Genomic DNA, 23,849 nt, shown 5'->3' with positions numbered 1-23,849 from the left:
CACTATCGAGATCATCCGTGAACTGACTACCCTTCATGGGCGCTTCGCACCGGGCGCACCGTCCACCGACACGAAGGCGGCACCATGAGGAAAAAAGCCATGAGGGTGCTCATACCCTCCCTGACCGCGCTCCTGCTGGCCCCCTTGCCACCCCTCGTCACTGCCGCCTCCGCCGCGACCGCACCGTCGGTCTGGGTGGAGAGCGGCTACGAGCACGTCTTCTCCTCCTCCCCCGCGCCGTCCCGCGCGACCGACCAGCGGGTCGAGCTGCACGCCGCCCGCAACGAGACCCAGGCCGCCCAGATCGCGGTGCGCTCCGACAGCGCGCTGACCGGCCTGCGGCTGGTCCCCGGTGACCTCACCGGCCCCGGCGGTGCCGTCATCCCCGCCTCGCGGATCACCGTGAACCGGGAGTACAACCACCCGAACATCCACAAGAGCACCAGCCCGGACGACCACCACCAGGAGCCCCCGGACGGCGGGACCAGCTACTACGACGCGCTGGTGGAGAACGACCCCGGCCCGCTCGCGGCGAACACCACCCAGCCGTACTACTACAGCGTCGCCGTGCCGGAGGGCCAGGCCCCCGGGACGTACACCGGCCGCACCACCGTGCAGAGTTCGGCGGGCCCGGTCGACGTCCCCGTCTCGGTGACGGTGTACGCCGCCGCGCTGCCGCCCACCAACCGGTCCACCTTCCGGATGAACAACTGGTTCACCTCGGTCGGCTGGGACTACACGTGGACGTCCAGCGCGATCCCCTCCCAGTACACCAAGAAGGACGAGGACAAGAAGCACGACATCCCGATCGAGGCGTACGACGAGCAGTGGTGGCAGGTCATCACCAACTTCGCGGCCGACCACGCCAAGCACCGCAACAACGTGATCTACGCCGACTTCCAGGCGCTGGCCATCCCGGACACCACCGCGGACGCCCACGGGAACCTCACCTTCACCTGGAAGACCTTCGACCGGTTCGTCCAGATCTTCCAGGACGCCGGGGCCCTCCAGTACATCTACACTCCCACCCTCCTCGCCGGCGGCTACGCCGTCGAGACGCTCGTCCCGGACGGCCACGGCGGCGTCCGGATGGAGAAGCAGAACGCGGGCACCGGGCCGGCGAACGACTACATGAAGAACGTGCTCATCGAGCTGAAGAAGCACCTCGACACCAAGTGCCTCGACGCGGGCACCACCTGCGCCCCCGGACGCCGCTGGAGCGACGTCTTCTACATGAGCGCCTCCGACGAGCCCAGCCCGGCGGACACCCCGCTGATCAACAGCGCCGGCTGGCTCTACGACATCTACCACGAGGTGTTCGGGCCGCAGGCGCTGAGCAACGAGTCCCGCCAGGACCCGGTCTCCGCCATCGACGACAAGCTCAGCACCATCACCTCCATCGGCGGTCCGCAGTACGACGCCAACACGGGCTACTACCAGTCGCGCCGCCTGGACGGCGGCAAGGACTTCTGGCTGTACTACTGCAACAACCCCAACGACAGCCACCTCAACCGCTACATCGCCTACCCGACCTCCGACTCCCGGCTGACGCCGTGGATGGTCGCGGCCACCGGCGGCAACGGCTTCCTCCACTGGGGCTGGAACATCTGGTCCCAGTCGGAAACCGACCCCTCCGCCCGGGACACCTTCGACGGCGAGGAGACCGGTGACAACTACCTCGTCCGCCCCAACAAGGCCACCTACGGCGTCTACGACAGCGTCCGCAGCGAGGCCCTGCTCGCCGGGATCCAGGACTACGAGCTGCTGAACCAGCTCTCCGCCACCAAGCCGGTGCTCACCCGCGCCCTGATCAACTCCCTGATCAGCGGCACCACCAAGTTCTCCAAGTCCGGCGCGGCCACCGACCAGCGCCACCGGCAGATCCTGACCGCCCTCACCACCCCCGGCCCCGACGCCGTCTTCCCGTACACCGACGAGTTCGGCGCCGAGAAGGACACCAACTGGCGGACCGTGCGCGGCTCCTGGAAGGCCACCGGGGACGGCGTCTACGCGCAGACCGACCCCGAGACGGGCTGGGACGTGGTCGCCGGACTGACCGGCCGGGCGTACGGGGACGTCTCCGCCTCCGTCGACGTGCGGATCGACGACGTCCGCGCCGAGGGCGGCCAGAGCAACTGGGCGGGCCTGGTGCTCCACAACCAGAACCCGACCGAGGCGCAGACCGGCTACCTGGTCGCGCTGCGCAACACCGGCCAGGTGTTCATCGACCGCGGCGGCAAGCCCCTCGGCTCCGCGCAGGTCCCGGGCTACACCCCCGGGCAGACCGTCAGCCTGCGGGTCTCCGTCCAGGGCGGCACGATCCGCGTCTACGCCGGTCCGACGCTGCTGCTGACCGCGACCGACACCGGCTACCCGGTCGGCGGCTTCGGCCTCGCCACCGGCGGCGCCTCGGCCCGCTTCCAGCACGTGCGGCTCAACCCCGGCACCGACGTGGCGGAGAACGCCGCCGTCCAGGCCGACACCTCCTACGAGGGCGACGGCTGGAGCACCCGGGCCCTGACCGACGGCCGGCGCGGCCCGGTGGGCGGCACCAACGGCTGGAGCAGCAACGGCACCCCGGGCAGCGACCACAAGGAGTCCGTCACCCTGGACCTCCTCACCGCCCGGCGGATCGGCCGGGTGGACCTCCACCCCCGCGCCGACGGCACCGCCGCGGGCCGGGGCTTCCCGGTGGACTTCACCGTCAAGGTCTCCGCCGACGGCGCCAACTGGACCACCGTCGCCGACCGGACGAACTACCCCACGCCCGTGGACGCCTCCGTGCAGTCCTTCCCCTTCCCGGCCACCGACGCCCGCTACGTCCGGGTCGAGGGCACCCGGCTGGGCACCGACCCCAAGGGCGACTACCGGATGCAGTTCGCCGAGATCGAGGCGACCGGCGGCGAGCTGGCCACCGGCCGTCCGGTGACGGCCTCCAGCACGGTGGGCGACGTCGTCTGGCGTCCGGGCGCGGCCACCGACGGCATCGTCAACTCCACCTCCGACGCCTTCGGCTGGTCCAGCGCGAAGGCCGCCGGTCCCGTGGCCACGGAGTGGATCACCGTGGACCTCCAGGGTCCCAGCCTGATCGGCCAGGTCGCCCTGAACCCGCGCACCGACGGCGCCAACACCGGCCTCGGCTTCCCGGTGGACTACACCGTCAAGGTCTCCGCCGACGGCGTCAACTGGACCACCGTCGCCGACCGGACCGGCACCCCGCGTCCCGGCGCGGCCCCGCTGGTCCACACCTTCGCGCCCACCACGGCGCGCTACGTGAAGGTCACCGGCACCCGGCTGAGCGCCGACCAGTTCGGCGACCACTACCTCCAGCTGGGCGAGATCGGCGTGCGCTGATCCTCACCCTCCCTGTGGGCCGTACAGCATCCCGCCGTACGGCCCGCAGGGGCCCGGCGAAGACGGCTGCTGCGGATCGTCTGCGCTCCACCCGAAGTACCAGGGCGGCCGGCCGAGGACGTTCACCCTGCCCGAGCGCCGGGGAGTCAAGAAGATCGCCGAGGCCAGGCCGGCCGAGCACGGCCTGGCCTTCTCGCCGAAGACCGCACCGTCGAACGAGCGGTCTCCACGTACGACGCCCGCGGACCCGCGATCGACCGGACAACCCGCAAGGCCGCCATCAGCGTCAACACGCTCACAACCGACCCTTTGACGCAGCCCGGAGCGCCTTGACCGAACGGCGTTGCGTCTAGCTCTCCTGGCGCAGGCGCCGGCGGTAGTTGCGCATGGACACCTGGGAGCCGCAGCCGGGGCTGCAGTACAGCCCTCCGCCGTTGCGGGTGCGGTCGAGGAAGCCGAAGTGGCACGGGGGATTCCGGCACGCCTTGACGCGGCCCCAGTCGCCGCTCTGCGCGAAGGTGGCCACCGCGGCCAGCACCGTTCCGAACACCCGCTCCACCCCCGCCTGGGGCGACGCCAGTTCGACACCGCCGGCCGTGACCACCGTCGCCAGCGGGTAGAGCGAGCCCGCGCGCCGCAGGTGCCGTTCGGCGTGCCGCAGCGGCTCGCCCAGGCTCGCCTCGTCGCCGGAGTGCGCGAGCAGCACGGTCACCAGGGCGTCGCGCAGCTCGCGCGCGGCGGCGGCGTCGGCATCGGTCGCCACCGCCTCACCGCCGAACTCGTCGAACTCGTCGAACTCCGCCAGCCAGTCCGCGAACGAGTCCCCGTCCTCGAACAGCTCCCGCCGACCGGTCCCGTCCGCGCGCGTGTTCACGAACGCGAGCACCGTCTCCACTGCCGCCGCAGCCGTACCACCCATAGCCTCACCCTACCTCAGGAAGGAAACGCGCTAACCAATCTAGCGGGCAACCAGACACATTTTCAGGCTTGACGCGTTGCGAGCTAACTCATTACGGTCGCAACATGACCAAGGAATCCAACCAGCAGACCCGTCCCCGCGTCTGGCTGATCACCGGCGCCACGTCCGGCATCGGCCGCGAACTGACGCTCCAGGCGCTCGAAAACGGCGAGTCCGTCGCGGCGCTCGCCCGCGACACCGCTCCCCTGGCCGAGGTGGCCGACGCGTACGGCGAGCGACTGCTCGCCGTCCAGGCGGACGTGCGTGACGAGCAGGCCGTCCGGGCGGCGGTGGAGCGTACGCTCGCCCGGTTCGGCCGCCTCGACGTGGTGGCCAACAACGCCGGCTACGGACTGTTCGGAGCCGTCGAGGAGGCCTCCGACGCGCAGGCCCGCGCCGTGTTCGACACCAATGTCTTCGGAGTCCTCCACGTGCTCCGCGCGACGCTGCCGGTGCTCCGCGCCCAGCGGTCCGGGCACATCCTCCAGGGCTCGTCGGTCTACGGGCAGTCCGCCCACCCCGGCGTGGGGCTGCTGGCCGCGACCAAGCACGCGGTCGAGGGGCTGTCGGAGGCGCTGGTCGCCGAGGTCGCCCCGCTCGGCGTCAAGGTCACGATCGTCCAGCCCGGGCTGACCGCGACCCCCTTCCTGGCCAACCTCGACGTCGCGGCCGGCCTCACCGACTACGACCGGACCGTCCGCGAGGTCCAGCAGGGCATCGGCGAGCTGCCGGCGTCCGCGTTCTCCGCCGCCGCGCGGATCGCCGAAGGCATCCGGGCCGCCGTGGACAGCCCCACCCCTCCGCTGCGCCTGGCCCTCGGCGCCGCCGGCGCCACGCAGATGCGCACCGCGCTGGAGGCACGCATCGCCGGCCTGGACGGCTGGAAGCACCTGACGGACGCCGTCGACCGCTGACCGCAGGGGCGCGCGGGGTTCCGTTCGGGGCGGGAATTCGGGATCGTCGACGGGAGGGCGGCGTGAAGGGGGCGGGTGGGGGTGACGGGGACGACCGCCGTGGCGGCGCCGACCGTGCGCCGGATCGCGGGCTTCGCCGCGCCGGTCGTGCTGAGCGAGGCCGTCGCCCTCGGGGCGCAGTTCGCCGTGGTGGCGATGCTCGGCGCGGCCGGCGGGCACGCGCTCTACCTGCGCTCGCTCTACACCCCCGTCGGCTTCCTCCTGGTGGCCCTGAACTCCGCGCTCTCGGTCGCCCTCCAGGTGGTGGCCGCGCGCGCCGCCGGGGCCGGGCGGCGGTCCGAGCTGCCGGGCCGACTCGCCGCCGCGGCGCGGCTCGGCGCCTGTTGCTACCTCGTGTGCGGCGTCCTGGTGACGGCCGGTGCCGGGCCGCTGGGGGTACTGCTCGACGTGCCCGCCGCCGACCGGACGCCGTTCCTCGCCTTCCTGACCGCGATGGTGGCGGTGAACGCGGTCGGTGCGCTGGGCGAGCTGTGCGCGGCGGTGCTGCGCGGCTCCGGCGCGACCGGGCGGGGCCTGCTGCTCACCCTCACCTCGGCGGGCCTGCTGCTGGCCGGAGTCGGCGGGTTCGGCCTCGGGGCGGGCTGGGGGCTGACCGCGCTGCCGGTCGCCGCCCTCGGGTCCGGGGTGGTCGAGGTGCTGCTCGGCGCGCTGCTGCTGCGGCGGGCGGGGCTGCTGGGCCGTCCGACCGCCCGTCCGACCGCCGACGGGACCGGTGAGGTGCGGGCGGCGGTGGTGTCCGTCGGCCTCCCGGTCGGCGCGTCGTTCCTGCTGCTCTGCGTCGTCAACCTGGCCCTGCTGCGCGTGGTCGCCCCGTTCGGCCCCGGCGCGGTGGCCGGGTTCACGCTCGGCTCGACGCTGCAGAGCGCGGTGATCGTTCCGGCGGTGGGCTTCGGCTCCGCCGTCGCGATCCTGGTCAACCAGGCGGGCGCGGCCGGTGACCGCGCCGCCGCCCGGCGGGCCGTGCGCACCGGGGGCCTGCTGACGGCCGGCTGCTACCTGGCCGTGACGGCGGTGCTGTGGACGGCGGGCGCGCCGCTGGCCGCGCGCCTCTCCGCGGACCCGGCCACCGCCGGGCAGGCCGTCCGCTTCCTCCAGCTGGCCGGGCCGTCGTTCGGCTGCACGGCGCTGGCGCTCACCGCGCTGACGCTGCTGGAGCAGACCGGGCACGGCCTCGTCGCGTTCGCCCTCAACGTGGTGTACTTCGGCGCCGTGATCGCCGTGGGCGGGCCGCTGAGCGCCGCCCGGCACTCCACCGACGCGCTGTACCTGACCATGACGGCCGGGGCCTGCCTGGGCGTCGCGGTCTGCTGGACGGTGCTGTGGTGGCTGCTCCACCGGCCGCTGGGCGCCGCCCGGGGGGACTCGCCCCCGGGCGGCGGGCGGTCCGGCGTCAGGCCGCCGCCAGGCCGAGGCGCTCCAGGCGCTCCGGGTCGGTGAAGATGTCCAGCGCGACGATCCTGCCGCCGCGCACGGTGAACGCCGCGAGCGAGACCGGGCGGCCGTCCACGAAGGCGGCCACCGCCGGTTCGCCGTTGACCAGCACGAGGCGGGACTCCCCGGCGAACTGCGCGCCGAACGCGCTCGCGCCGGCCGCCACCTCGGTCGCGCCGCGCCGGAAGGTGGCCGGCCGCAGGGCGCCGCCGTCGGAACGGGCCACCACGTCCGGGTCGAGGACGGTGAGCAGGGCGTCGAAGTCCCCGCCGCGGGAGGCGGCCAGGAACGCCTCCACCACCTCGCGGCGCAGCGCCAGGTCGGCGTCCGGCGCGGGGGCGGCGCCCTGGACCCGGCGGCGGGCCCGGCTGGCGAGCTGGCGGGTGGAGGCGGAGGTGCGGCCGAGGATCGGGGCGATCTCGTCGAACGGCACCGAGAACAGGTCGTGCAGCACGAACGCCAGCCGCTCCGCCGGGGCCAGGGTCTCCAGCACGATCATCAGCGCGATGCCGACCGAGTCGGCCGTCAGGATCTCCTGCTCCGGGTCGAGTCCCCGGGCTCCTGCGATGAGCGGGTCGGGCAGCCGGACCACCTGCCCGTCCTGGTCCTGCAACGGGTCCTCGCGCCGGGCGGCCCGGGAGCGCAGCAGGTCCAGGCAGACCCGGCCGGTCACGGTGGTCAGCCAGCCGCCCAGGTTGGCGACCTCGCTGACGTCCGAGCGGCTCAGTTTGAACCACGTCTCCTGGACGGCGTCCTCGGCCTCGCTGAGCGAGCCGAGCATCCGGTAGGCGACCGCCCGCAGATGGGGCCGGTGCTCCTCGAAGCGCCCGGCCAGGAAGTCTTCCCCGTTCATCCGTCACATCCTCGCGTCGGGATCCGTCGGTTCCTTGACGGACGCTAGCCGGTCGGCGTGACGCGGACGCGGGCGGTCCTGCCCCGGCGCCCCCGGACCGGACGCGGGAGCGGGGGCTCAGGGGCGGCGCGGGCCGCGGGCGGACGGGGACGGGCCGCCGGAGGGGCGCGGGCGCGGCGGGCGCGGCGGGCGGGCCGCGCCCAGGGCGGCCTGGCGGCGCTGGATCTCCCGCCAGATCCGCGGCGGGCACGGGCCCTGCGGGTGGTCGGAGAGAAAGCTCTCGTACGGCACCCGGCGCGGCGTCATCCCGATCTCGACCCAGGACGGCTTGCCGGTGCGGTCCCAGCCCTCGTTCTCCATCCGGAGGTAGTCGGCGCGGTGGTCCTTGTCCTTGCTGGTGATCTGCAGGACCTCCGCGTACCCGGCCCGGACGCCGACGACCACGCAGTAGTGCCGGGCCGCCTCCGCGCGGTCCCGGAACGGCACCATCGCCACCCACACCTCCCCCGCCGCCGGGCGGGTGACGGTGGCGGTGCGGGAGGAGGCCCGGTCCGGGGCCGCGGCCGTCCGGCGGGGCCGGGCGGGCTCCACCGGGTCGCCGGCCCAGGACCGCACGCCCAGCCGCCAGACCCAGGCGAACACGCCCACCACGAGGCACTGCAGGGCGTAGCCGTTCGCCGAGGCCGGGTCCTGGCCGGTGCCGAAGGCCCTCGGCACGAGGTACGCCCCGGCCAGGTGGGCGGCCAGCGAGCACGCGGCGGTCAGCACGGCCGCCCGCACCGGCACCACCCACCGGGCCACGGGCCTGCGGTGCCGGCCCGCCAGCCAGTCCACCGGCAGGGCGACCGCGTAGGCGATGCCGGCCAGGATCGCCACCTGCCCGGGCGTGGCGTGCAGCGGCGGGGTCTGCGCCCGCATCAGGGCGGGGACCAGGACGGGAACGGCGAGCGGGTATCCCAGCAGCACGCAGAACAGCGGCAGCAGGAGAACGGTCGGGCAGCCGCCCCGGCCGGGCCGCCGTCTTCGCTGCGGAACCGCTGAACTCCCTTGCCGGTACGCCATGTTGCCACCCCCACCGCGATCGTGCGTCCGGCGCAATGTACCGGAGATCCGGGGGCTGCGGGGGTGGCGGGGATAATCCCGCCATGAGCCGCCCCCGAACCACCCGTGACGCCGCTTCGTGGACCGCGTTCGGCGGCGACCTGCACCTCGACCTCGGCGAACGGCGCGCCGCCGGATCCGGGCTGCGCGCGGCGCTGGAGGACGCGCTGCGCGCGGCCGTCCAGGACGGACGGCTCGCGCCCGGCACCCGGCTGCCGTCCTCCCGGGCGCTGGGCGAGGACCTCGGGATCGCCCGGAACACCGTCGTCGAGGCGTACGGGCAGCTGACCGCCGAGGGCTGGCTCAGCTCCCGGCAGGGCTCCGGGACGACGGTCGCCGGACGCGCCGCGCCCCGGCCCGCCGGGCGGGCCGCCGGGGTGCGGGCGGGCGGGCGCCCCACCGGACGGCACGACCTGCTCGCCGGGCGGCCCGACCTCTCGCTGTTCCCGCGCAGCGCCTGGCTGGCCAGTGCCCGCCGGGCGCTGGCGGTGGCCCCGCACGAGGCCTTCGACTACGGCTCGCCACTGGGGCGGATCGAGCTGCGGCGGGCGCTCGCCGACTACCTGGCCCGGGTGCGGGGCGTGCGCACCGACCCGGACCGGCTGCTGGTCTGCGCGGGCTTCGGCCAGGGCCTCGGCCTGCTGGCCGCCGCGCTGCGCGAGCGCGGGGCGGGGCGGGTCGCCGTCGAGGCGTACGGGCTGCCGCCGCAGCGGGAGGCCCTGCGGGCGGCCGGGCTCGGCCTCGCCCCGCTGCCGCTGGACTGCTCCGGGGCGCGGACGGAGCTGCTGGCGGAGCTGTCGGGCGCGGCAGCGGGCGAACGGGAGGGCCGGCGACGGGCGGCGCGGCCGGGGGCTGAGCGGCCGGCGGCGGAGCGGCTGGGGGCGGTGCTGCTCACCCCGGCGCACCAGTTCCCGACCGGCGCGGCCCTGGCCGCCGACCGCCGGGCGGCCGCCGTCCAGTGGGCCCGCGAGCACGACGGCTACGTGATCGAGGACGACTACGACGGCGAGTTCCGCTACGACCGGCAGCCGCTCGGCGCGATGCAGGCGCTCGACCCGGACCGGGTGGTGTACGGCGGCACCGCCGCCAAGAGCCTGGCGCCCGGCCTGCGGCTGGCCTGGCTGGCACTGCCCGACGACCTGGTCGAGCCGGTCGCCCGGCTCAAGGCCAGGGCGGACACCATGAGCCCGGTGATCGAGCAGCTCACCTTCGCCGAACTGATCACCTCCGGCCGCTACGACCGGCACGTGCGGCGCTGCCGGCTGCACTACCGGCGCCGCCGGGACCGGCTGGTCGCGGCGCTCGCCGAGCGCGCCCCGCGGGTGCGGGTCACCGGGATCGCCGCCGGACTGCACGCCGTGCTGGAACTGCCGCCCGGCTCCCGCCCGGAGGCGGAGTCGGTGGAGCGGGCCCGCGCCGCCGGCCTGGTCCTCACCGGCCTCGGCTGGTACCTCGCCGGTGGCACCCCGGCCCCGGACGCCGCCCCGGCCCTGGTCGTCGGCTACGCCACCCCGCCGGAACACGCCTTCCCCGCCGCCCTCGACGCCCTCTGCGAGCTGCTGCGCACGGTGTGAGGGCCCGGGACGGCCCGGGGCCGCCGGGCGGGTGCCTCGGCGGCCGGGGGCGGGACGCGGCGGGGACTACTTGTTGCGGCTGCCCAGTTCGAACAGCAGCATGATGAAGCCGGCGAAGAGGTGGATGCCCGCGGTGTAGATCACCAGGCGGTGGTAGACGCGGCGGTTGGCCCACTTGCCCGCGTCCATGGTCTTCGGGGCGTCCTCGGCCCTGGTGTCCGGGACGGGCACGGCGGTCGGGGCGGGAGTGGCGGCGGTCTCGGCCATCGGGGTTCTCCTCCGGTTGTCCTGACGGCGGGTCAGTGGTGCGGGGCGGCGGGGCCGCCACCGAGGCAGAGTTCGCCGCCGGGGCTCTGCAGCAGGGTGTGCATGAAGAGCAGTTCGACCCCGGACGAGGAGTCGGCGGCGATGCAGTGCGGGGTGAGCGAGTCGAAGTGGGCGGAGTCGCCCACCTCCAGCAGGTGGACGCGTTCGCCGAGGGTCAGCTTCAGCCGGCCCTGGAGGACGTACAGCCACTCCTCGCCGGGGTGGACGCGGACCACTGCGTCCTGCACGCCCGGGGGGACGTGCACGCGCAGCGCCTGCATCGCCCGGCCGGGCGCGCCGGTGCGCCGGTAGCCCCAGCCCCCGGCGCGGCCGGGCTCGATCGCGCCGCCGCGCACCACCGGGTCCGGCTCGGTGAAGGTCTCGCCGAGCAGGCCGGAGACGGTGGTGCCGTAGGCGCGGGCGAGACCGAGCAGCACGGGCAGCGAGGGCTGCCGGCGTCCGGTCTCCAGTCGGGACAAGTAGGCTGGGGACAGACCGATCCGGGCGGCGGCGACCTCCAGGGTGAGGCGGCTGCTGAGCCGGTGGTCGCGCAGCCTGGCGGCGAGGCCGGCCACCTCCTGCGTCTCGTGGTCGCCCGCGGGGGCGACGGGGACGGCGGCGGCGGGAGCCTCGGGCGGACCGGCTGGGCTGGTGGTCATGTGTCCAGTGGACACCCCACATGCCGCCCGGGCAATTTTTTTGCCCCACAGGCAAGGGCCGGTGCCGGACCGCTACGGGCGGGGGATGTTCCTGAGGTTGGACCGGGCCAGGTCGATCATCCGGCCGACGCCGCCGGAGAGCACCGTGCGGCCGGCGGCCAGCGCGAACCCCTTCAGCTGGGCGGCCGTGATGTGCGGCGGGATGGACAGCGCGTTCGGGTCGGTGACCACGTCCACCAGAGCCGGGCCGGGCCGTTCCAGCGCCTCCGCCAGTACCTCCCGCACCCGGGACGGCTCGGTGACCCGCTTGGCCGGGATGCCCATCGCGCGGGCGATCCCGGCGTAGTCGACGTCGCCGTTGTCGATCTCCGACTCCGGGTAGCCGGAGACCAGCATCTCCAGCTTGATCATGCCGAGCGCGCCGTTGTTGAAGACCACCGTCTTCACCGGCAACCGGTGCTTGACCACCGTCAGCAGCTCGCCGAGCAGCATCGACAGGCCGCCGTCGCCCGCCATCGCCACCACCTGCCGCCCGGGGAAGGCGAGCTGGGCGCCGATCGCGTGCGGCAGCGCGTTGGCCATCGAGCCGTGCAGGAAGGAGCCGATCACCCGGCGGCGGCCGTTGGGCTGCAGGTAGCGGGCGGCCCAGACGTTGTTCATGCCGGTGTCGACGGTGAACACCGCGTCGTCGGCGGCCACCTCGTCCAGCACCGAGGCCACGTACTCGGGGTGAATCGGCAGGTGCTTCTCGATGTCCTTGGTGTACGCGCCGACCACCCCCTCCAGGGCCCGGTAGTGGCGGCGCAGCATGTCGTCGAGGAAGGAGCGGTCGGTCTTCCGCTCCAGCAGCGGCAGCACGGCGCGCAGGGTGGCGGAGACGTCGCCGTGCACCGCGAGGTCGAGGGCGGTGCGGCGGCCGAGCCGGGTGGCGTCGTGGTCGACCTGGACGGTGCGGGCCTGCGGCAGGAAGGAGTCGTACGGGAAGTCGGTGCCGAGCAGCACGACGAGGTCGGCGGAGTGCAGCGCCTCGTGGCAGGCTCCGTAGCCGAGCAGACCGCTCATCCCGACGTCGTACGGATTGTCGTACTGGATCCACTCCTTGCCGCGCAGGGAGTGCCCGACCGGCGCGTGCAGCACCGCCGCGAGCTCCATCACCTCGGCGTGCGCCGCGCGCACGCCCGCGCCGCAGAACAACGCGACCCGGCGCGCGGCGTTGAGCGCCCGGGCGAGCTCCTGCACCTGGGACCAGGGCGGGGCGGCGACGGCCTGCTCGGTGAGGAAGTGGCTGGTGCCGGTCGGGTTGGCGGCGGAGAGCGCGGCGACGTCACCGGGGAAGGCCAGCACGGAGACGCCGCGCGCGCCGAGGGCGTGCTGGATCGCGACGCGCAGCAGGCGGGGCAGCTGGCCGGGCGTGGAGAGCATCTCGCACCAGCTGCTGCAGTCGGTGAACACCCGCTCGGGGTGGGTCTCCTGGAAGAAACCGGTGCCGATCTGCGCGGAGGGGATGTGCGAGGCGAGGGCGAGGACGGGGACGCCGCTGCGCTGGGCGTCGTAGAGGCCCTGGACGAGGTGGGTGTTGCCGGGGCCGCAGGAGCCCGCGCAGACCGCGAGGCGGCCGGTCAGCTCGGCCTCGGCGGCGGCCGCGAAGGCCCCGGCCTCCTCGTTGCGGACGTGCACCCAGCTGATGCCCTCGGCCCGGCGGATCGCGTCCACCACGGGGTTGAGGCTGTCGCCGACCACGCCGTGGACCCGTTCCACCCCGGCCTGCCGGAGCACCTCCACCATCTGCTCGGCCACACTCACCACGGGGGATCTCCTGACGCCGGGGACGCGCGACACCAGCACCGTCCACCGCCGGCGGGCGCCCCGCACCCGGGGTGGGCCGGACGGGTGAGGACGGCGGCGGCCTCCGGCCGGACCGAGGGGCGCCCCGGTGGTGCGGGGCGCCCCTCGGGGCGGACCGGTGGGCGGGCTACTCGGCGGCCAGGTGGTCGGGGCCGGAGGTGATCCGGCCGGTGGAGAGGCCGGCCTGGGCCTGGCGGCGGGCCGGTGCGCGGCCGGGGGGCTGGCTGCAGCGTTCCTGGGCGGGCGGGGTGGTGGTGGGCACCGAGACCGGCCGGCCCGCCTTCACCTGGACCGTCTCGCCGTCGTGCCGCAGGTGGATCACCTCGCCCCGGCGCAGCGTGTACGTGGTCTCGTCGTGGTCGATCCGCACCCCCAGCAGCTGTCCGCGGACCAGCAGCGAGAAGCTGAGCCGCATGATCCCGCTGGGCAGCCGGGGCCGGAACCAGAGCACCTCGCCGTGGTCGCGCAGCCCGCCGAAGCCGGCCACCAGGGCGATGCAGGCCCCGGCGAGCGAGGCCATGTGCAGGCCGTCGCGGGTGTTGCCGCCGAGGTCGTGCAGGTCCATCAGGGCGGCCTCGGCGGTGTAGTCGTACGCGAGGTCGAGCTGCCCCACCTCGGCGGCGATCACCGCCTGGGTGCAGGCGGAGAGCGAGGAGTCGCGGACGGTCAGCCGTTCGTAGTAGGCGAAGTTGCGGGCCTTCTGCTCGTCGGTGAAGGCGTCGCCGCGGACCTGCATGGCGAGCACCAGGTCGGCCTGCTTGACCACCTGCTTGCGGTAGAGGTCGAAGTACGGGTAGTGCAGCAGCAGCGGGTAGTTCTCCGGCGGGGTGTTCTCGAAGTCCCAGACCTGGTGGTCGGTGAAGCCGTCGGCCTGCGGATGGACGCCGAGGTTCTCGTCGTAGGGGATGAACATCGCAGCGGCAGCGTCCCGCCAGGCGGCGGTCTCCTCGGTGTCGACGCCGAGCGCCGCGGCCTCGCGCGGGTGCCGGACGGCGGCCTCGGCGGCGGCGCGCAGGTTCGTCTGCGCCATGAGGTTGGTGTAGACGTTGTTGTCCGCGATGGCGCTGTACTCGTCGGGGCCGGTGACGCCCTCGATGCGGAACCGGCCGACGGCGTCGTGGTGCCCCAGCGAGCGCCACATCCGGGCGGTCTCGACGAGCAGTTCCAGCCCGTACTCGCGCTCGAACTCGTCGTCCCCGGTGGCCCGGGCGTAGCGGGCGGCGGCGGACGCGATGTCCGCACCGATGTGGAAGGCGGCGGTGCCGGCCGGCCAGTAGCCGGAGCACTCCTCGCCGCGGATCGTCCGCCACGGGAACACCGCCCCGGCCAGCCCGAGTTGGGCCGCGCGGTCGCGGGCCAGCGGGAGCGTGGTGTGCCGCCAGCGCAGGGCCTGGTTGACGGCGGCGGGCAGGCAGTAGGTGAGCACCGGCAGCACGAAGGCCTCGGTGTCCCAGAAGCTGTGGCCGTCGTAGCCGGGGCCGGTCAGCCCCTTGGCGGGGATGGCGCGTTCCTCGCTGCGGGCACCGGCCTGGAGCACGTGGAAGACGGCGAACCGGACGGCCTGCTGGAGTTCGACGTCACCCTCGATCTCGATGTCGCTGGTTTCCCAGAACTCCTTGAGGAAATCGGCCTGTTCGGCGATCAGACCGTCCCAGCCGGTGTACCGGGCGGCGGTCAGCGCGGCCTCCACCTGGTCCCGGACGGCCGGCAGCGAGCGGGTCGCCGACCAGCCGTAGGCCATGAACTTCACCAGCCGCAGCCGCTCGCCGGGGTGCAGCACGGTGGTGACCGTGATCCGGCAGTGGTCGGCCTCCGACTCGGCGACGGTGTCCATCCGCTCCGGGCCCTCGATCACGTGGTCCATGCCGGCCGCGACCCGGATGCCGCTGTACCGGGTGCGATGGACCAGCACGCCCTTCGTGCCGCCCGCGTGGTGCGCCTCGGCGAGCAGCGGGGCCTCCAGCACGGCGGCGGCCCGCGGGTCGCCCTCGGGGCCGCCGGGCAGCTGCTCGTTGGCGACCAGCTCGCTCTGCAGCACGACCCGCACCGGGCCGTCCACCGCCTCCACGGTGTACTCGACGGCGGCGACGGCCCGTTGGGTGAGCGAGACCAGCCGGGTGGAGTCCACCTTGATGGTCCGCCCGGCGGGAGAGGTCCACTCGGCGGAACGCCGCAGCAGGCCCTCGCGGAAGTCCAGCCAGCGGCGGTGGCTGACGAGTTCGCCGTAGCGCAGGTCGAAGGGCTCGTCGTCCACCAGCAGCCGGATGATCTTGCCGTTGGTGACGTTGATGACGCTCTGGCTGGACTCCGGGTAGCCGTAGCCGCCCTCGCCGTAGGGCAGCGGGCGCAGCTCGAAGACGCCGTTGAGGTAGGTGCCGGGCAGGCCGTGCGGCTCGCCCTCGTCGAGGTTGGCGCGCAGGCCGATGTGGCCGTTGGAGAGCGCGAAGACGGATTCCGCGCGGGCCAGCGCGGTGAGGTCGAGGCCGTGTTCGGCGACCTGCCACGGGTCGACGGCGAAGGGCTGCTCCTGGCGGTCCTTGCGCTCCTGGCCGGTCATGCCGACGCCCCCTCGTGCCGGCCGGGATCGTCGGGGTGCCCGGCGTCGGGGCGGCCGGGTTCGGGCCGGCCGGGTTCGGGGTGCCCGGCGTCGGGCCGGCCGGGACCGTCGGCGTGGTCCGGGTCGTCGGGGATCAGCTCGGCGAGGTCGCGGACCACCACCGTGGCGCCGTCGCGGCGCAGTTCGGCGGCCTGGCCGGTGCGGTCCACGCCGACCACCGCACCGAAGCCGCCCGCCCGGCCGGAGGCCACCCCGGCCAGCGCGTCCTCGAACACGGCGGCGTGCGCGGGCTCGACGCCCAGCGCCCGGGCCGCGGCCAGGTAGGTGTCCGGCGCCGGCTTGCCCGGCAGGCCCTCGCGCTTGGCGACGACGCCGTCCACGATCACGTCGAAGAAGCCCTCGATGCCCGCCGCGCGCAGCACGTCCCGGCAGTTGGCACTGGACGAGACGACGGCGGTGGGCAGGGCGAGCGCGCGCAGCCGGCGCACGTAGCGGACCGAGCCGTCGTACGGGGCGACGCCCTGCTCGCGGATCATCCGCAGCACGGTGTCGTTCTTGGCCCGGCTGACGCCGTGCAGGGTGCGGGCACCCGGCGGGTCGGCGTCGGTGCCCTCGGGAAGGTCGATGCCCCGGCTGTGCAGGAAGGCGCGGGTGCCGTCGAGTCTCGGCCGCCCGTCCACGTGGGCGTCGTAGTCGGCGACGGCGTCGAAGGGGATGAACGGCCCCCCGGTGCGGGCGGCTTCGGCCCGCAGGAAGGCGTCGAAGGTGTCCTTCCAGGCCGCGGCGTGCACCGTGGCGGTCTGGGTGAGCACCCCGTCGAGGTCGAAGAGGAAAGCGCGGATGTCGTCCGGTAGCCCCAGCATGGGTGCAGTCTTACCCGTCCGCGCGCGCCGTACCGCCCATTCCCGGCGGCGCGTCGCGGGAACGGGCGGTCCGCCGGGGGCGGCGGGCGCTCAGGGCGAGTCCGGGGTGGAGGTGACCGCGAAGGCCGCGCCCTGCGGGTCGCGCACCACGGCCATCCGCCCGGCCTGCATGTCGAACGGCGGCTGGATCACCGAGCCGCCCGCCTTGACCAGGGCGTCCACCGTGGAGTCGGTGTCGTCCACCGAGAAGTAGGTCATCCAGTGCGAGGGCGTGCCCGGCGCCAGGTACTCGGCGACCGGCTGCATGCCGCCCACCGTGTGGTCGCCGACGTTGAGCGAGTAGAACCCGTCCATGCCCTGGATGGTCCCCGGGCGCAGGCCGAACGCCTGCTGGTAGAACCGGCCCGCCGCGGCGGTGTCGGTGGTGTTGAGCTCGTTCCAGACCAGCGCGCCGGGCTCGTTGACGATGCCCGCGCCGATGAAGTCCAGCTTCTGCCAGACGCCGAACACCGCGCCGGTCGGGTCCGCGGCGACCAGCATCCGGCCGGTGCCGCCGACCTCCGCCACCGGGTGGACGATCGTGCCGCCGGCGCCGGCGACGGCCTGCGCGGCGGCGTCGGCGTCGTCCGTGGCGAGGTAGGTGGTCCAGCCGACCGGGGGCAGCGGCTGGCCCTCCGGGGCGGAGCGGGCCATGATCCCGGCGACCGGCCTGCCGTTCAGCGAACACACGGCGTAGCCGCCGAACTCGGCCGGGCCGACCTCGCCCTGCCAGCCCAGCAGGTCGCGGTAGAAGTCGAGCGCGGCCTGCTGGTCGCTCGTCGTCAGGTCCACCCAGCAGGGGGTGCCGGGCTTGTACGGTGCGGTGACTACGGGCATTCCTGGGCCTCCAAGCGATGGTCGTCCGCCGCGCGGCCCGCCGGGGGGCGCGGCCTGCCCGGCCGCGCGGCCGACGGCCGTACACCGCCCACGATCGCCGCGCCTCCGCGATCCCGCCACCGGACGGCGTCCCGGCGGGTCGCCGTGCGCCGGGCGTTCACCGGCGGAGCGCCGGCGGTCACGGCGCGTGGTGGTGGCCGCCCGCGGTGTGGAACGGCTGCGCCTTGCCGCTCTGCGCGTAGTCCTTGAGGCGGACGAGCAGCTGCGCCCAGGTGCCGGCCACCATCGGCACGACCTCCTCGCTGCCGGGCTGCCAGCCGCCGTGCCGCAGCAGCAGCCGGGTGCGGTGGCCGGACCCGCCCTGCGCGTCGGGCCGCTCGGCGAGGTCCCAGCTGATCCAGGTGCCGGCCCAGTACGGCGGGAAGGCCCCGGCGTTCGTCCACACCACCCGCTCCGGGCCGGTGCGCTCGCGCCGCAGCCGGTAGGGCTCGGGGTCACCGGGGACGCCGATCAGCAGCAGGTCGTCCTCCCGCTCCACGTCGGTGGTCCACCAGGAGGTGAGGCCGTCGTGGGTGGTCAGCGCGGCCAGGACGACGGTGCGCGGAGCGGCGATGTCGAGCTCCAGGGCGATCTCGGCCATGGGTTCCGCCTTTCGGGCCTGCTGCTCCCCCCGGCGTGTCCGACAGGCCCACCATGGCACGCGGCCGGGGGCCGCGCGCCCCGGGCCTCAGCCGCCGGAACCGTACGTCGTCCTGTCGCAGATGTTGTCGTCGGCCGAGCGGGCGTCCTCGGTGACGCTGGTGGGCAGCGGGGTGGGCACGGCCGGGGCGGAGGGGGCGGACGGGGACGCCGCGGCGCTGGCGGCGGCGCCGGGGGCGGTCGCACCGTTGGCCGCGGCGAAGTCCTTGCCGACGATCACGGTGACGCCCGCCGCGGTGCCGGGCTCGACGACCGCGCCGGGGAACAGCTCGGCGACCTTCTCGGCGTTCGCCTTCTGCCCGGAGCCGTACTGGACCATCGTGGTCGTGTACTTGAGGTTGCTCGCCGGACCGACCGCGGTGGCGGTGAACTTGGCCGCCTTGAGCTGCTCGGTCGCCTTGGTGGCCATGCCGGTGGCGGTGGTGCCGGAGTAGACGGACACCTTGACGTCCTTGTGGGCGGTCCCGGTCGCGAGCGGGGAGGCGGCGGACGCGGCGGCCGTGGCCGCCCCGGTGTCCGGAGCGGTCGGGGCGGCCGGCGGGGCGGCCTCCGGGGGCTGCTCACCGGTGGCGTTCTGGCCGTCGATGGTCCGGTCGGCCTTGAGGGTCTCGAAGAGTCTGTCGGCGTCCGGCTGGACGACGTCGAGCTCCTTGTCGACCTTGCGGAAGCGCCAGGGCAGGGTGACGAACTTGAGGTCGTGCAGGTCGATGTTGCGCAGCGACAGGCCGAAGGACATCAGCTTGTCGGCGCTGTCGAGGCCGGGGTCGACGGTCAGCGACTTGGTGGCGGCGTCGGCCAGCGGCAGCAGGTTCGCCGGGTTGAGGCCCTGGCTCTTGATCTTGGCGGCCAGCGAGCTGATGAAGGCCTGCTGGCGCTTCATCCGGCCGATGTCGGAACCGTCGCCGATGCCGTGGCGCAGCCGGACGTAGTCGAGCGCCTGCTGGCCCTCCACCTTCTGCAGGCCCTGCTTGAGGACCACCGCGCCCTTCTTGCCGAGGTTCGGGTTGACGTCGCCCTCGTGGATGTCCTGCGGCAGGCAGACGTCGACCCCGTCGACCGCCTTGGTCATCGCCGAGAAGCCCGAGAAGTCGACCACCATGGTGTGGTCGACCCGGATCCCGGTGAGCTTCTCCACGGTGTTCTGGGTGCAGGCGGGGTTGCCCTCCTCGGAACCGCCGGTGGCGAAGGCCGCGTTGAACCGCTGGCTCTTCTCGCCCTTGGTCCACGTGCCGTTGGGCAGCTTGCAGGGCGGGATGGCCACCATCGCGTTGCGCGGCAGGGAGATGCCCACGGCGTGCTTGTGGTCGGCGTAGACGTGCAGCAGGATCGTGGTGTCCGAGCGGGCGCCGCCCTCCTCGCCGCCGCCGAGGTCGGAGTTGCTCTTGCCCCGGCTGTCGGAGCCGATCAGCAGGACGTTGACCGGCTTGTTGCCGGCCGCGTCGGCCTGCGCCTCCGGTGGGCGGTCCTTGGCCACCGCGTCCTGGTCGAAGGCCTTGATGTTGCCGTTCAGCTTGTAGTAGATCAGCCCGCCGGTCCCCGCGAGCAGCACGAGCACCCCGGCGGCGGACCAGGCGACGATCTTCTTGGCGCCCCACTTGGGCTTGCGCGCCGCCGCCCTGGCCGCAGCGCGGCCACCGGGCGGTGCCGCCGGCGGCCTGCCCTGGGCGGCCCGGCGGGCCTCGGCACGGCCGCCAGGACGCGGCGGGGGCACCGCGCCGGTGTGCGCGCCGTCGGCCGTGAGCGCACCGGGCGCGTCGTCACCGCGAGCCGGGCCCTCGCCCCACTGACCTGACATGCGTGTACCTTTCACCGCCGGACAGCGCGCCCCCCTACCTCCGGACGCGTTGCACACAGAGAGACGGCCGAGGTCGCCCCGGGGTTGCACATACGACGGTCGCAATAACCGACCAACGCCCCCGGGTCGCGTCCCACGCGGCCCCCACAACGGATCCGTCGTCCCCCAACAGACCCGCTTCGGATCATACAAACTGTTCGTCAGATTAAGACGGTCCACCTACCCCGCGCACCCGCCCGCAACGGCGAAGGCCCGGGGCGGAGGTGGTCCGGCCCGGGCCTTCGTGTCGGTGGGGCGCCAGGGGCTCGAACCCTGAACCTACGGATTAAAAGTCCGCTGCTCTACCCATTGAGCTAGCACCCCGACACCGTGGACATCATGCCAGACCGGGCCGACGCGCGCGGCCGAATGCGGTCCGGGGACGCCCCCGGAGGGGTCAGCCGCGCAGCCGGACCGCCGGGGCACCGGGACGCCGGTGCGTCATGAGCGGCCGGCCGACGGCGAACTCCCGGAACCGGCGGGCCGCTTCGGAGTGGTAGGCGGACCGGTTCCAGACCAGCGTGAGCACCCGGTGACAGCCCGGTGCCTCCACGTGCACCCAGGCGACCGGAACGTGGGTGTCGGTGCCGGACAGCCGGGACATCGCCGGGATGAGGCCGACGCCGAGGCCGCAGCTGATCATGTCCTGGCTGGCGCCCGGTTCGTCCCCCTCGCAGGACAGCCGCGGGATGAGCCCCTCGGCCGCGAACAGCCGGTCCAGCAGGGCGCGCTGCCAGTGCCCCCGGCGGGTGGTGACGAACGGCTCGTCGGCGAGCTCGGCGATGGTCACGCTCCCCCGGCCGTCCAGCCGGTGCCCGCGCGGCACGGCCAGCAGCACCTCCTCCCGGAGCAGTTCGACGGACGCCAGGTCCGGGCCCGTGAGCGGCTGCGAGGCCACGCAGAAGTCGACGTCCCCGCCACGCAGTTGGCGTTCCATCTCGACCGCGTTGGCCTGCGCGAGCCGCACCTCGGCCGCCGGGTGGGCGGCCCGGAAGGCGCCCATCAGATGGGTGACCGTCAGCAGGGTCTCGGAGGCGACGCCGACCCGGCCGAGCCCGCTCTCCCGGGCCTCGCACAGCGCCCGGCACCCGGCGTCGAGCTCGTTCAGCGCGCGGTCGACGTGGCGCAGGAACACCGCGCCGTACTGGTTGAGCCGGATCCGCCGCCCCTGCCGGTCGAACAGCGGGGTGCCCAGGTCGGCCTCCAGCCGGGCGATGGTGCGGCTGAGCGAGGGCTGGGCGATGTTCAGCTCCTCGGCGGCGCGGCTGATGTGCTCGAAACGCGCGACGGCCTGGAAGTGGCGCAACTGCAGCAAATCCACGGTTCACCTCTGCTGATGCCTGACGGGTTATCGGCACATAGCAAAACCGGTCTTGGAACGTATAAGCAATCATCACTTACCGTCGTCGGCGGGGTTCGTCGCACCGGTGGCGGGCAGCGATGCCCGCCACCTCGCACGTACGGGGCGGGGAACCCGCTCCCCCCTCACCCTGCCCGTCCGCCGACCCGGAAGGTCGCCTCATGAGCGCTGCGGATCTGGCCCGACTCCAGTTCGCGGCCACCACCAGCGTGCACTGGCTCTTCGTCATCCTCACCATGGGGCTGGTCCCCCTGGTGGCGTTCATGCACACCCGGGCCGCCTTCACCCGGGACCCCGCCACCCGCGCGGTGCGCGAGCGCATGACCCGGTTCTGGGGCCAGCTGTACGTCATCAACTACGCGGTCGGCATCGTGACCGGCCTCGTCATGGAGTTCCAGTTCGGACTCAGCTGGAGCGGACTGAGCAAGTACGCCGGGAACGTCTTCGGCGCCCCGCTGGCGCTGGAGACCCTGGTCGCCTTCTTCGCCGAGTCCACCTTCCTCGGCATGTGGATCTTCGGCTGGGGCCGGCTGCACCGCGGTGTGCACGTCGCGCTGATCTGGCTGGTCGCGCTCACCGCGTACGCCTCGGCGTTCTGGATCATGGTCGCCAACGGCTTCCTCCAGCACCCGGTCGGCCACGAGGTGCGCTCCGGCGTCGCCTACCTGACCGACTTCGGCGCCCTGCTGACCAACGACAACGCGCTGGTCGCGCTCGGTCACGTCGCGCTCGCCGCGCTCACCACCGGCGGCGTCTTCGTCGCCGGCGTCAGCACCTGGCACTTCGCCAAGGGCACCCGCGAGACCGCGCTGTTCCGCAGCTCGCTGCGGCTGGGCGTCTGGGTGGCCATGCTGTCCTCGTTCTTCGTGGTCGTCGTCGGCAACCTGCAGGTCCCGGTGATCGAGCGGACCCAGCCGATGAAGGCCGCCGTCCTGGAGGGCAGCGGCGTCGCCGAGGAGCAGGCACGGCTGGTCGCCCAGTACGGCCCCGGGGACTACGTGCCCTGGCAGGGCTGGGTGAAGGGCTCGATGGACCTGATGTCGGGCCTCGGCAACCTCGTCTCGACCATCACGTTCGTCGCCGTCTTCCTGCTCCTGAAGGACCTGCTGGTGCGCAAGCGCTGGCTCTGCTACCTGATGACCGCGATCATCCCGCTGCCGTTCATCGCCTCCGTCGGCGGCTGGGTGGTGCGCGAGATCGGCCGGCAGCCGTGGCTCGTCTACGGCGAGCTGACCGTCGACGACGCGCTCTCCCACGTCGGCCGGGGCTCGCTGGCCGTGTCCTGCACGGTGTTCGTCGCCGTCTTCGCCGCCCTCGCGGCGGTCAACTGGACGCTGATCACCCGCTTCGCCCGGCGCGGCCCGGACGGCGCCCAGCTCGGCGCCGCCGATCCGGCCGACGACGAGCTGCCCGAGGCGGGCGGCAGCGGCGAGACGCTGCCGGTCCCGGCCTTCTGAGCCCGGCGAAGGGTCCCGCACCGAGATGAACTCCCCTGACGTGACGGAAGGTTGGGCCGCATGAGCCTGGAGACCCTCTGGCTGGCCCTGCTCGGGCTGCTGCTCGCCGGCTACTTCGTGCTCGGCGGCTACGACTACGGCGTGCAGATGCTGTCCCCGTTCCTCGGCGGCCCGGCCGCCGGCCCGGCCCGGGAACGGGGACCGGAGCCCGGCCCGCGCAATGCCGCGCTGGACGCGATCGCCCCGTTCTTCCTCGGCAACGAGGTGTGGCTGGTCGCCTTCGCCGGTGTGCTGTTCGGCGCCTTCCCGCACCTGGAGGGCGGCCTGCTGTCCGGCCTGTACCCGCTGGTCGTGGCGATCCTGGTCGGCCTGGTGCTCGGCAACGCCGCGGTCCAGCTGCGCGGCCGCTCCCGCGACGCCCGGGCGCTGCGCCGGTGGAACGCCCTGGTGGTGCTCGGCGGCGCGCTGCCCGCGGTGTGCTGGGGCCTCGTGGTCGGCCTGCTGCTGCACGGCGTGCCCCGCCGGGCCGACGGCTCCTTCCACATCGGCCCCGGCGAGGTGTTCGCACCCTTCACGCTGCTCTGCGGGGCGGCCGCGGTGCTGCTCTTCGCCGGGCACGGCGCGGCCTTCCTCGCGCTCCGCTCCGAGCCCGCGCTCGCCGCCGCCGCCCGGCGCACGGGCTCGGCCCTGCTCGCCGCGGCCGGCGCCGCGAGCACCCTCGCGCTGGTGCTCTCGCTGTTCGGGGCGGGCGCCTCGATGACGCGCACGGCCCCCTCGGTGGTCCTGTTCGCGCTCGTGGCCGCCGCCCTCGCGGCCGGCTGGTGGTTCCTCGGCCGCGGCCGCGACGGCCTGGCGTTCACCGCCACCTGCGCCGCGACCGCGCTGCCCGTGCTGCTGATCGGGGCCGGCCAGTACCCGTACCTGCTGACCGCCTCCTCCGGGGCCGGGATGACCCTCGACGAGGCCGTCGCCGACGAGGCCACGCTGAAGCTGCTGATCGGGTTCGGCGCGGTGGTGATCCCGCTGATCCTGGTGTACCAGGCCTGGAGCTGGTGGGCGTTCCGCGGCCGGACCGGCGTGCGCCACACCGGCTACTTCTGACCGTCCCCCGCGGGCCGGCGGCCCACCGCCGCCGGCCCGCGCGATCC

At 74.1% G+C, this 23,849-nt stretch carries 17 protein-coding genes, 1 tRNA gene and 2 pseudogenes; 7 read left to right on the top strand and 13 right to left on the bottom strand.

The window, feature by feature from the left end:
* Positions 1-99: 99 nt before the first annotated feature.
* Together ACF1AK_RS08575 and ACF1AK_RS08570 are read left to right on the top strand one after the other, a co-directional pair.
* Entirely contained in the window at positions 100-3,354 is a 3,255-nt protein-coding gene (locus tag ACF1AK_RS08575; protein ID WP_391497971.1) for a discoidin domain-containing protein, read from the top strand.
* A 73-nt stretch (positions 3,355-3,427) separates the two neighbouring features.
* A pseudogene (locus tag ACF1AK_RS08570) lies at positions 3,428-3,550 on the top strand (helix-turn-helix domain-containing protein); the annotation flags it as partial.
* A 153-nt stretch (positions 3,551-3,703) separates the two neighbouring features.
* Here ACF1AK_RS08570 and ACF1AK_RS08565 read toward each other — a convergent pair.
* Entirely contained in the window at positions 3,704-4,273 is a 570-nt protein-coding gene (locus ACF1AK_RS08565; RefSeq protein WP_391497970.1) for a CGNR zinc finger domain-containing protein, read from the bottom strand.
* A gap of 104 nt (positions 4,274-4,377) precedes the next feature.
* On the opposite strand from ACF1AK_RS08565, the gene ACF1AK_RS08560 reads away from it, so the two are divergent.
* Positions 4,378-5,226 (top strand): SDR family NAD(P)-dependent oxidoreductase, encoded by an 849-nt coding sequence (locus ACF1AK_RS08560; protein WP_391497969.1) that lies wholly within the window; start codon positions 4,378-4,380, stop codon positions 5,224-5,226.
* A gap of 81 nt (positions 5,227-5,307) precedes the next feature.
* Positions 5,308-6,723, top strand: coding sequence for an MATE family efflux transporter (locus ACF1AK_RS08555; protein ID WP_391497968.1), 1,416 nt, complete (start codon positions 5,308-5,310; stop codon positions 6,721-6,723).
* Here ACF1AK_RS08555 and ACF1AK_RS08550 read toward each other — a convergent pair.
* The gene (locus tag ACF1AK_RS08550) at positions 6,677-7,570 is read right to left on the bottom strand and encodes a sigma-70 family RNA polymerase sigma factor (RefSeq protein WP_391497967.1); all 894 of its coding nucleotides are present in this window, start codon (positions 7,568-7,570) and stop codon (positions 6,677-6,679) included. The genes ACF1AK_RS08555 and ACF1AK_RS08550 overlap by 47 nt on opposite strands.
* Before the next feature lie 117 nt (positions 7,571-7,687).
* Complete coding sequence (locus ACF1AK_RS08545; protein ID WP_391497966.1) at positions 7,688-8,632, bottom strand: hypothetical protein; 945 nt, start codon at positions 8,630-8,632, stop codon at positions 7,688-7,690.
* An 83-nt stretch (positions 8,633-8,715) separates the two neighbouring features.
* Between ACF1AK_RS08545 and ACF1AK_RS08540 the strand changes: the two genes are divergently transcribed.
* On the top strand, positions 8,716-10,245 hold the full coding sequence (locus ACF1AK_RS08540; RefSeq protein WP_391497965.1) for a PLP-dependent aminotransferase family protein: 1,530 nt from the start codon (positions 8,716-8,718) through the stop codon (positions 10,243-10,245).
* Between the two features lie 66 nt (positions 10,246-10,311).
* On the opposite strand, the gene ACF1AK_RS08535 is transcribed toward ACF1AK_RS08540, so the two are convergent.
* The 10 genes and pseudogenes from ACF1AK_RS08535 to ACF1AK_RS08490 all read right to left on the bottom strand — a co-directional run bounded on the left by ACF1AK_RS08535 (position 10,312) and on the right by ACF1AK_RS08490 (position 21,205).
* On the bottom strand, positions 10,312-10,512 hold the full coding sequence (locus tag ACF1AK_RS08535) for a DUF6126 family protein (protein WP_380291006.1): 201 nt from the start codon (positions 10,510-10,512) through the stop codon (positions 10,312-10,314).
* Positions 10,513-10,544: 32 nt separating this feature from the next.
* Positions 10,545-11,210, bottom strand: a complete 666-nt coding sequence (locus ACF1AK_RS08530; protein WP_391497964.1) for a helix-turn-helix domain-containing protein — start codon at positions 11,208-11,210, stop codon at positions 10,545-10,547.
* A gap of 72 nt (positions 11,211-11,282) precedes the next feature.
* Positions 11,283-12,995: a pyruvate dehydrogenase gene (locus ACF1AK_RS08525; RefSeq protein WP_391498048.1), complete on the bottom strand. Its 1,713-nt coding sequence runs from the start codon at positions 12,993-12,995 to the stop codon at positions 11,283-11,285.
* Between the two features lie 187 nt (positions 12,996-13,182).
* Positions 13,183-15,612, bottom strand: a complete 2,430-nt coding sequence (locus tag ACF1AK_RS08520; protein WP_391497963.1) for a glycoside hydrolase family 65 protein — start codon at positions 15,610-15,612, stop codon at positions 13,183-13,185.
* Positions 15,613-15,743: 131 nt separating this feature from the next.
* Positions 15,744-16,475 (bottom strand): annotated as a pseudogene (locus tag ACF1AK_RS08515) (HAD family hydrolase); the annotation flags it as partial.
* A 90-nt stretch (positions 16,476-16,565) separates the two neighbouring features.
* Entirely contained in the window at positions 16,566-17,351 is a 786-nt protein-coding gene (locus tag ACF1AK_RS08510) for a VOC family protein (RefSeq protein WP_391497962.1), read from the bottom strand.
* 178 nt (positions 17,352-17,529) lie between these two features.
* Positions 17,530-17,991, bottom strand: coding sequence for an SRPBCC domain-containing protein (locus ACF1AK_RS08505; protein ID WP_391497961.1), 462 nt, complete (start codon positions 17,989-17,991; stop codon positions 17,530-17,532).
* Between the two features lie 87 nt (positions 17,992-18,078).
* Positions 18,079-19,845: an LCP family protein gene (locus ACF1AK_RS08500; protein ID WP_391497960.1), complete on the bottom strand. Its 1,767-nt coding sequence runs from the start codon at positions 19,843-19,845 to the stop codon at positions 18,079-18,081.
* Positions 19,846-20,135: 290 nt separating this feature from the next.
* A tRNA-Lys gene (locus ACF1AK_RS08495) sits at positions 20,136-20,208 on the bottom strand.
* A gap of 73 nt (positions 20,209-20,281) precedes the next feature.
* Complete coding sequence (locus tag ACF1AK_RS08490) at positions 20,282-21,205, bottom strand: LysR family transcriptional regulator (RefSeq protein ID WP_391497959.1); 924 nt, start codon at positions 21,203-21,205, stop codon at positions 20,282-20,284.
* Positions 21,206-21,405: 200 nt separating this feature from the next.
* On the opposite strand from ACF1AK_RS08490, the gene ACF1AK_RS08485 reads away from it, so the two are divergent.
* Together ACF1AK_RS08485 and ACF1AK_RS08480 are read left to right on the top strand one after the other, a co-directional pair.
* The gene (locus ACF1AK_RS08485; RefSeq protein ID WP_391497958.1) at positions 21,406-22,701 is read left to right on the top strand and encodes a cytochrome ubiquinol oxidase subunit I; all 1,296 of its coding nucleotides are present in this window, start codon (positions 21,406-21,408) and stop codon (positions 22,699-22,701) included.
* A gap of 60 nt (positions 22,702-22,761) precedes the next feature.
* Positions 22,762-23,802: a cytochrome d ubiquinol oxidase subunit II gene (locus ACF1AK_RS08480; RefSeq protein WP_391497957.1), complete on the top strand. Its 1,041-nt coding sequence runs from the start codon at positions 22,762-22,764 to the stop codon at positions 23,800-23,802.
* Positions 23,803-23,849: the final 47 nt, after the last annotated feature.

Origin of the sequence: Kitasatospora sp. NPDC015120 (genome assembly GCF_043080305.1) — a bacterium.
Taxonomy (GTDB): domain Bacteria; phylum Actinomycetota; class Actinomycetes; order Streptomycetales; family Streptomycetaceae; genus Kitasatospora.
Note: the sequence above shows the minus strand (reverse complement) of the source record. Positions and strands in the feature narration are given on the sequence as shown.

Coding starts and splice junctions, on each gene's coding strand:
- ACF1AK_RS08565 (WP_391497970.1), bottom strand. CDS start 4,273: ATGGGTGGTACGGCTGCGGCGGCAGTGGAGACGGTGCTCGCGTTCGTG.
- ACF1AK_RS08520 (WP_391497963.1), bottom strand. CDS start 15,612: ATGACCGGCCAGGAGCGCAAGGACCGCCAGGAGCAGCCCTTCGCCGTC.
- ACF1AK_RS08480 (WP_391497957.1), top strand. CDS start 22,762: ATGAGCCTGGAGACCCTCTGGCTGGCCCTGCTCGGGCTGCTGCTCGCC.
- ACF1AK_RS08525 (WP_391498048.1), bottom strand. CDS start 12,995: ATGGTGGAGGTGCTCCGGCAGGCCGGGGTGGAACGGGTCCACGGCGTG.
- ACF1AK_RS08530 (WP_391497964.1), bottom strand. CDS start 11,210: ATGACCACCAGCCCAGCCGGTCCGCCCGAGGCTCCCGCCGCCGCCGTC.
- ACF1AK_RS08575 (WP_391497971.1), top strand. CDS start 100: ATGAGGGTGCTCATACCCTCCCTGACCGCGCTCCTGCTGGCCCCCTTG.
- ACF1AK_RS08510 (WP_391497962.1), bottom strand. CDS start 17,351: ATGCCCGTAGTCACCGCACCGTACAAGCCCGGCACCCCCTGCTGGGTG.
- ACF1AK_RS08545 (WP_391497966.1), bottom strand. CDS start 8,632: ATGGCGTACCGGCAAGGGAGTTCAGCGGTTCCGCAGCGAAGACGGCGG.
- ACF1AK_RS08540 (WP_391497965.1), top strand. CDS start 8,716: ATGAGCCGCCCCCGAACCACCCGTGACGCCGCTTCGTGGACCGCGTTC.
- ACF1AK_RS08535 (WP_380291006.1), bottom strand. CDS start 10,512: ATGGCCGAGACCGCCGCCACTCCCGCCCCGACCGCCGTGCCCGTCCCG.
- ACF1AK_RS08560 (WP_391497969.1), top strand. CDS start 4,378: ATGACCAAGGAATCCAACCAGCAGACCCGTCCCCGCGTCTGGCTGATC.
- ACF1AK_RS08485 (WP_391497958.1), top strand. CDS start 21,406: ATGAGCGCTGCGGATCTGGCCCGACTCCAGTTCGCGGCCACCACCAGC.
- ACF1AK_RS08500 (WP_391497960.1), bottom strand. CDS start 19,845: ATGTCAGGTCAGTGGGGCGAGGGCCCGGCTCGCGGTGACGACGCGCCC.
- ACF1AK_RS08550 (WP_391497967.1), bottom strand. CDS start 7,570: ATGAACGGGGAAGACTTCCTGGCCGGGCGCTTCGAGGAGCACCGGCCC.
- ACF1AK_RS08505 (WP_391497961.1), bottom strand. CDS start 17,991: ATGGCCGAGATCGCCCTGGAGCTCGACATCGCCGCTCCGCGCACCGTC.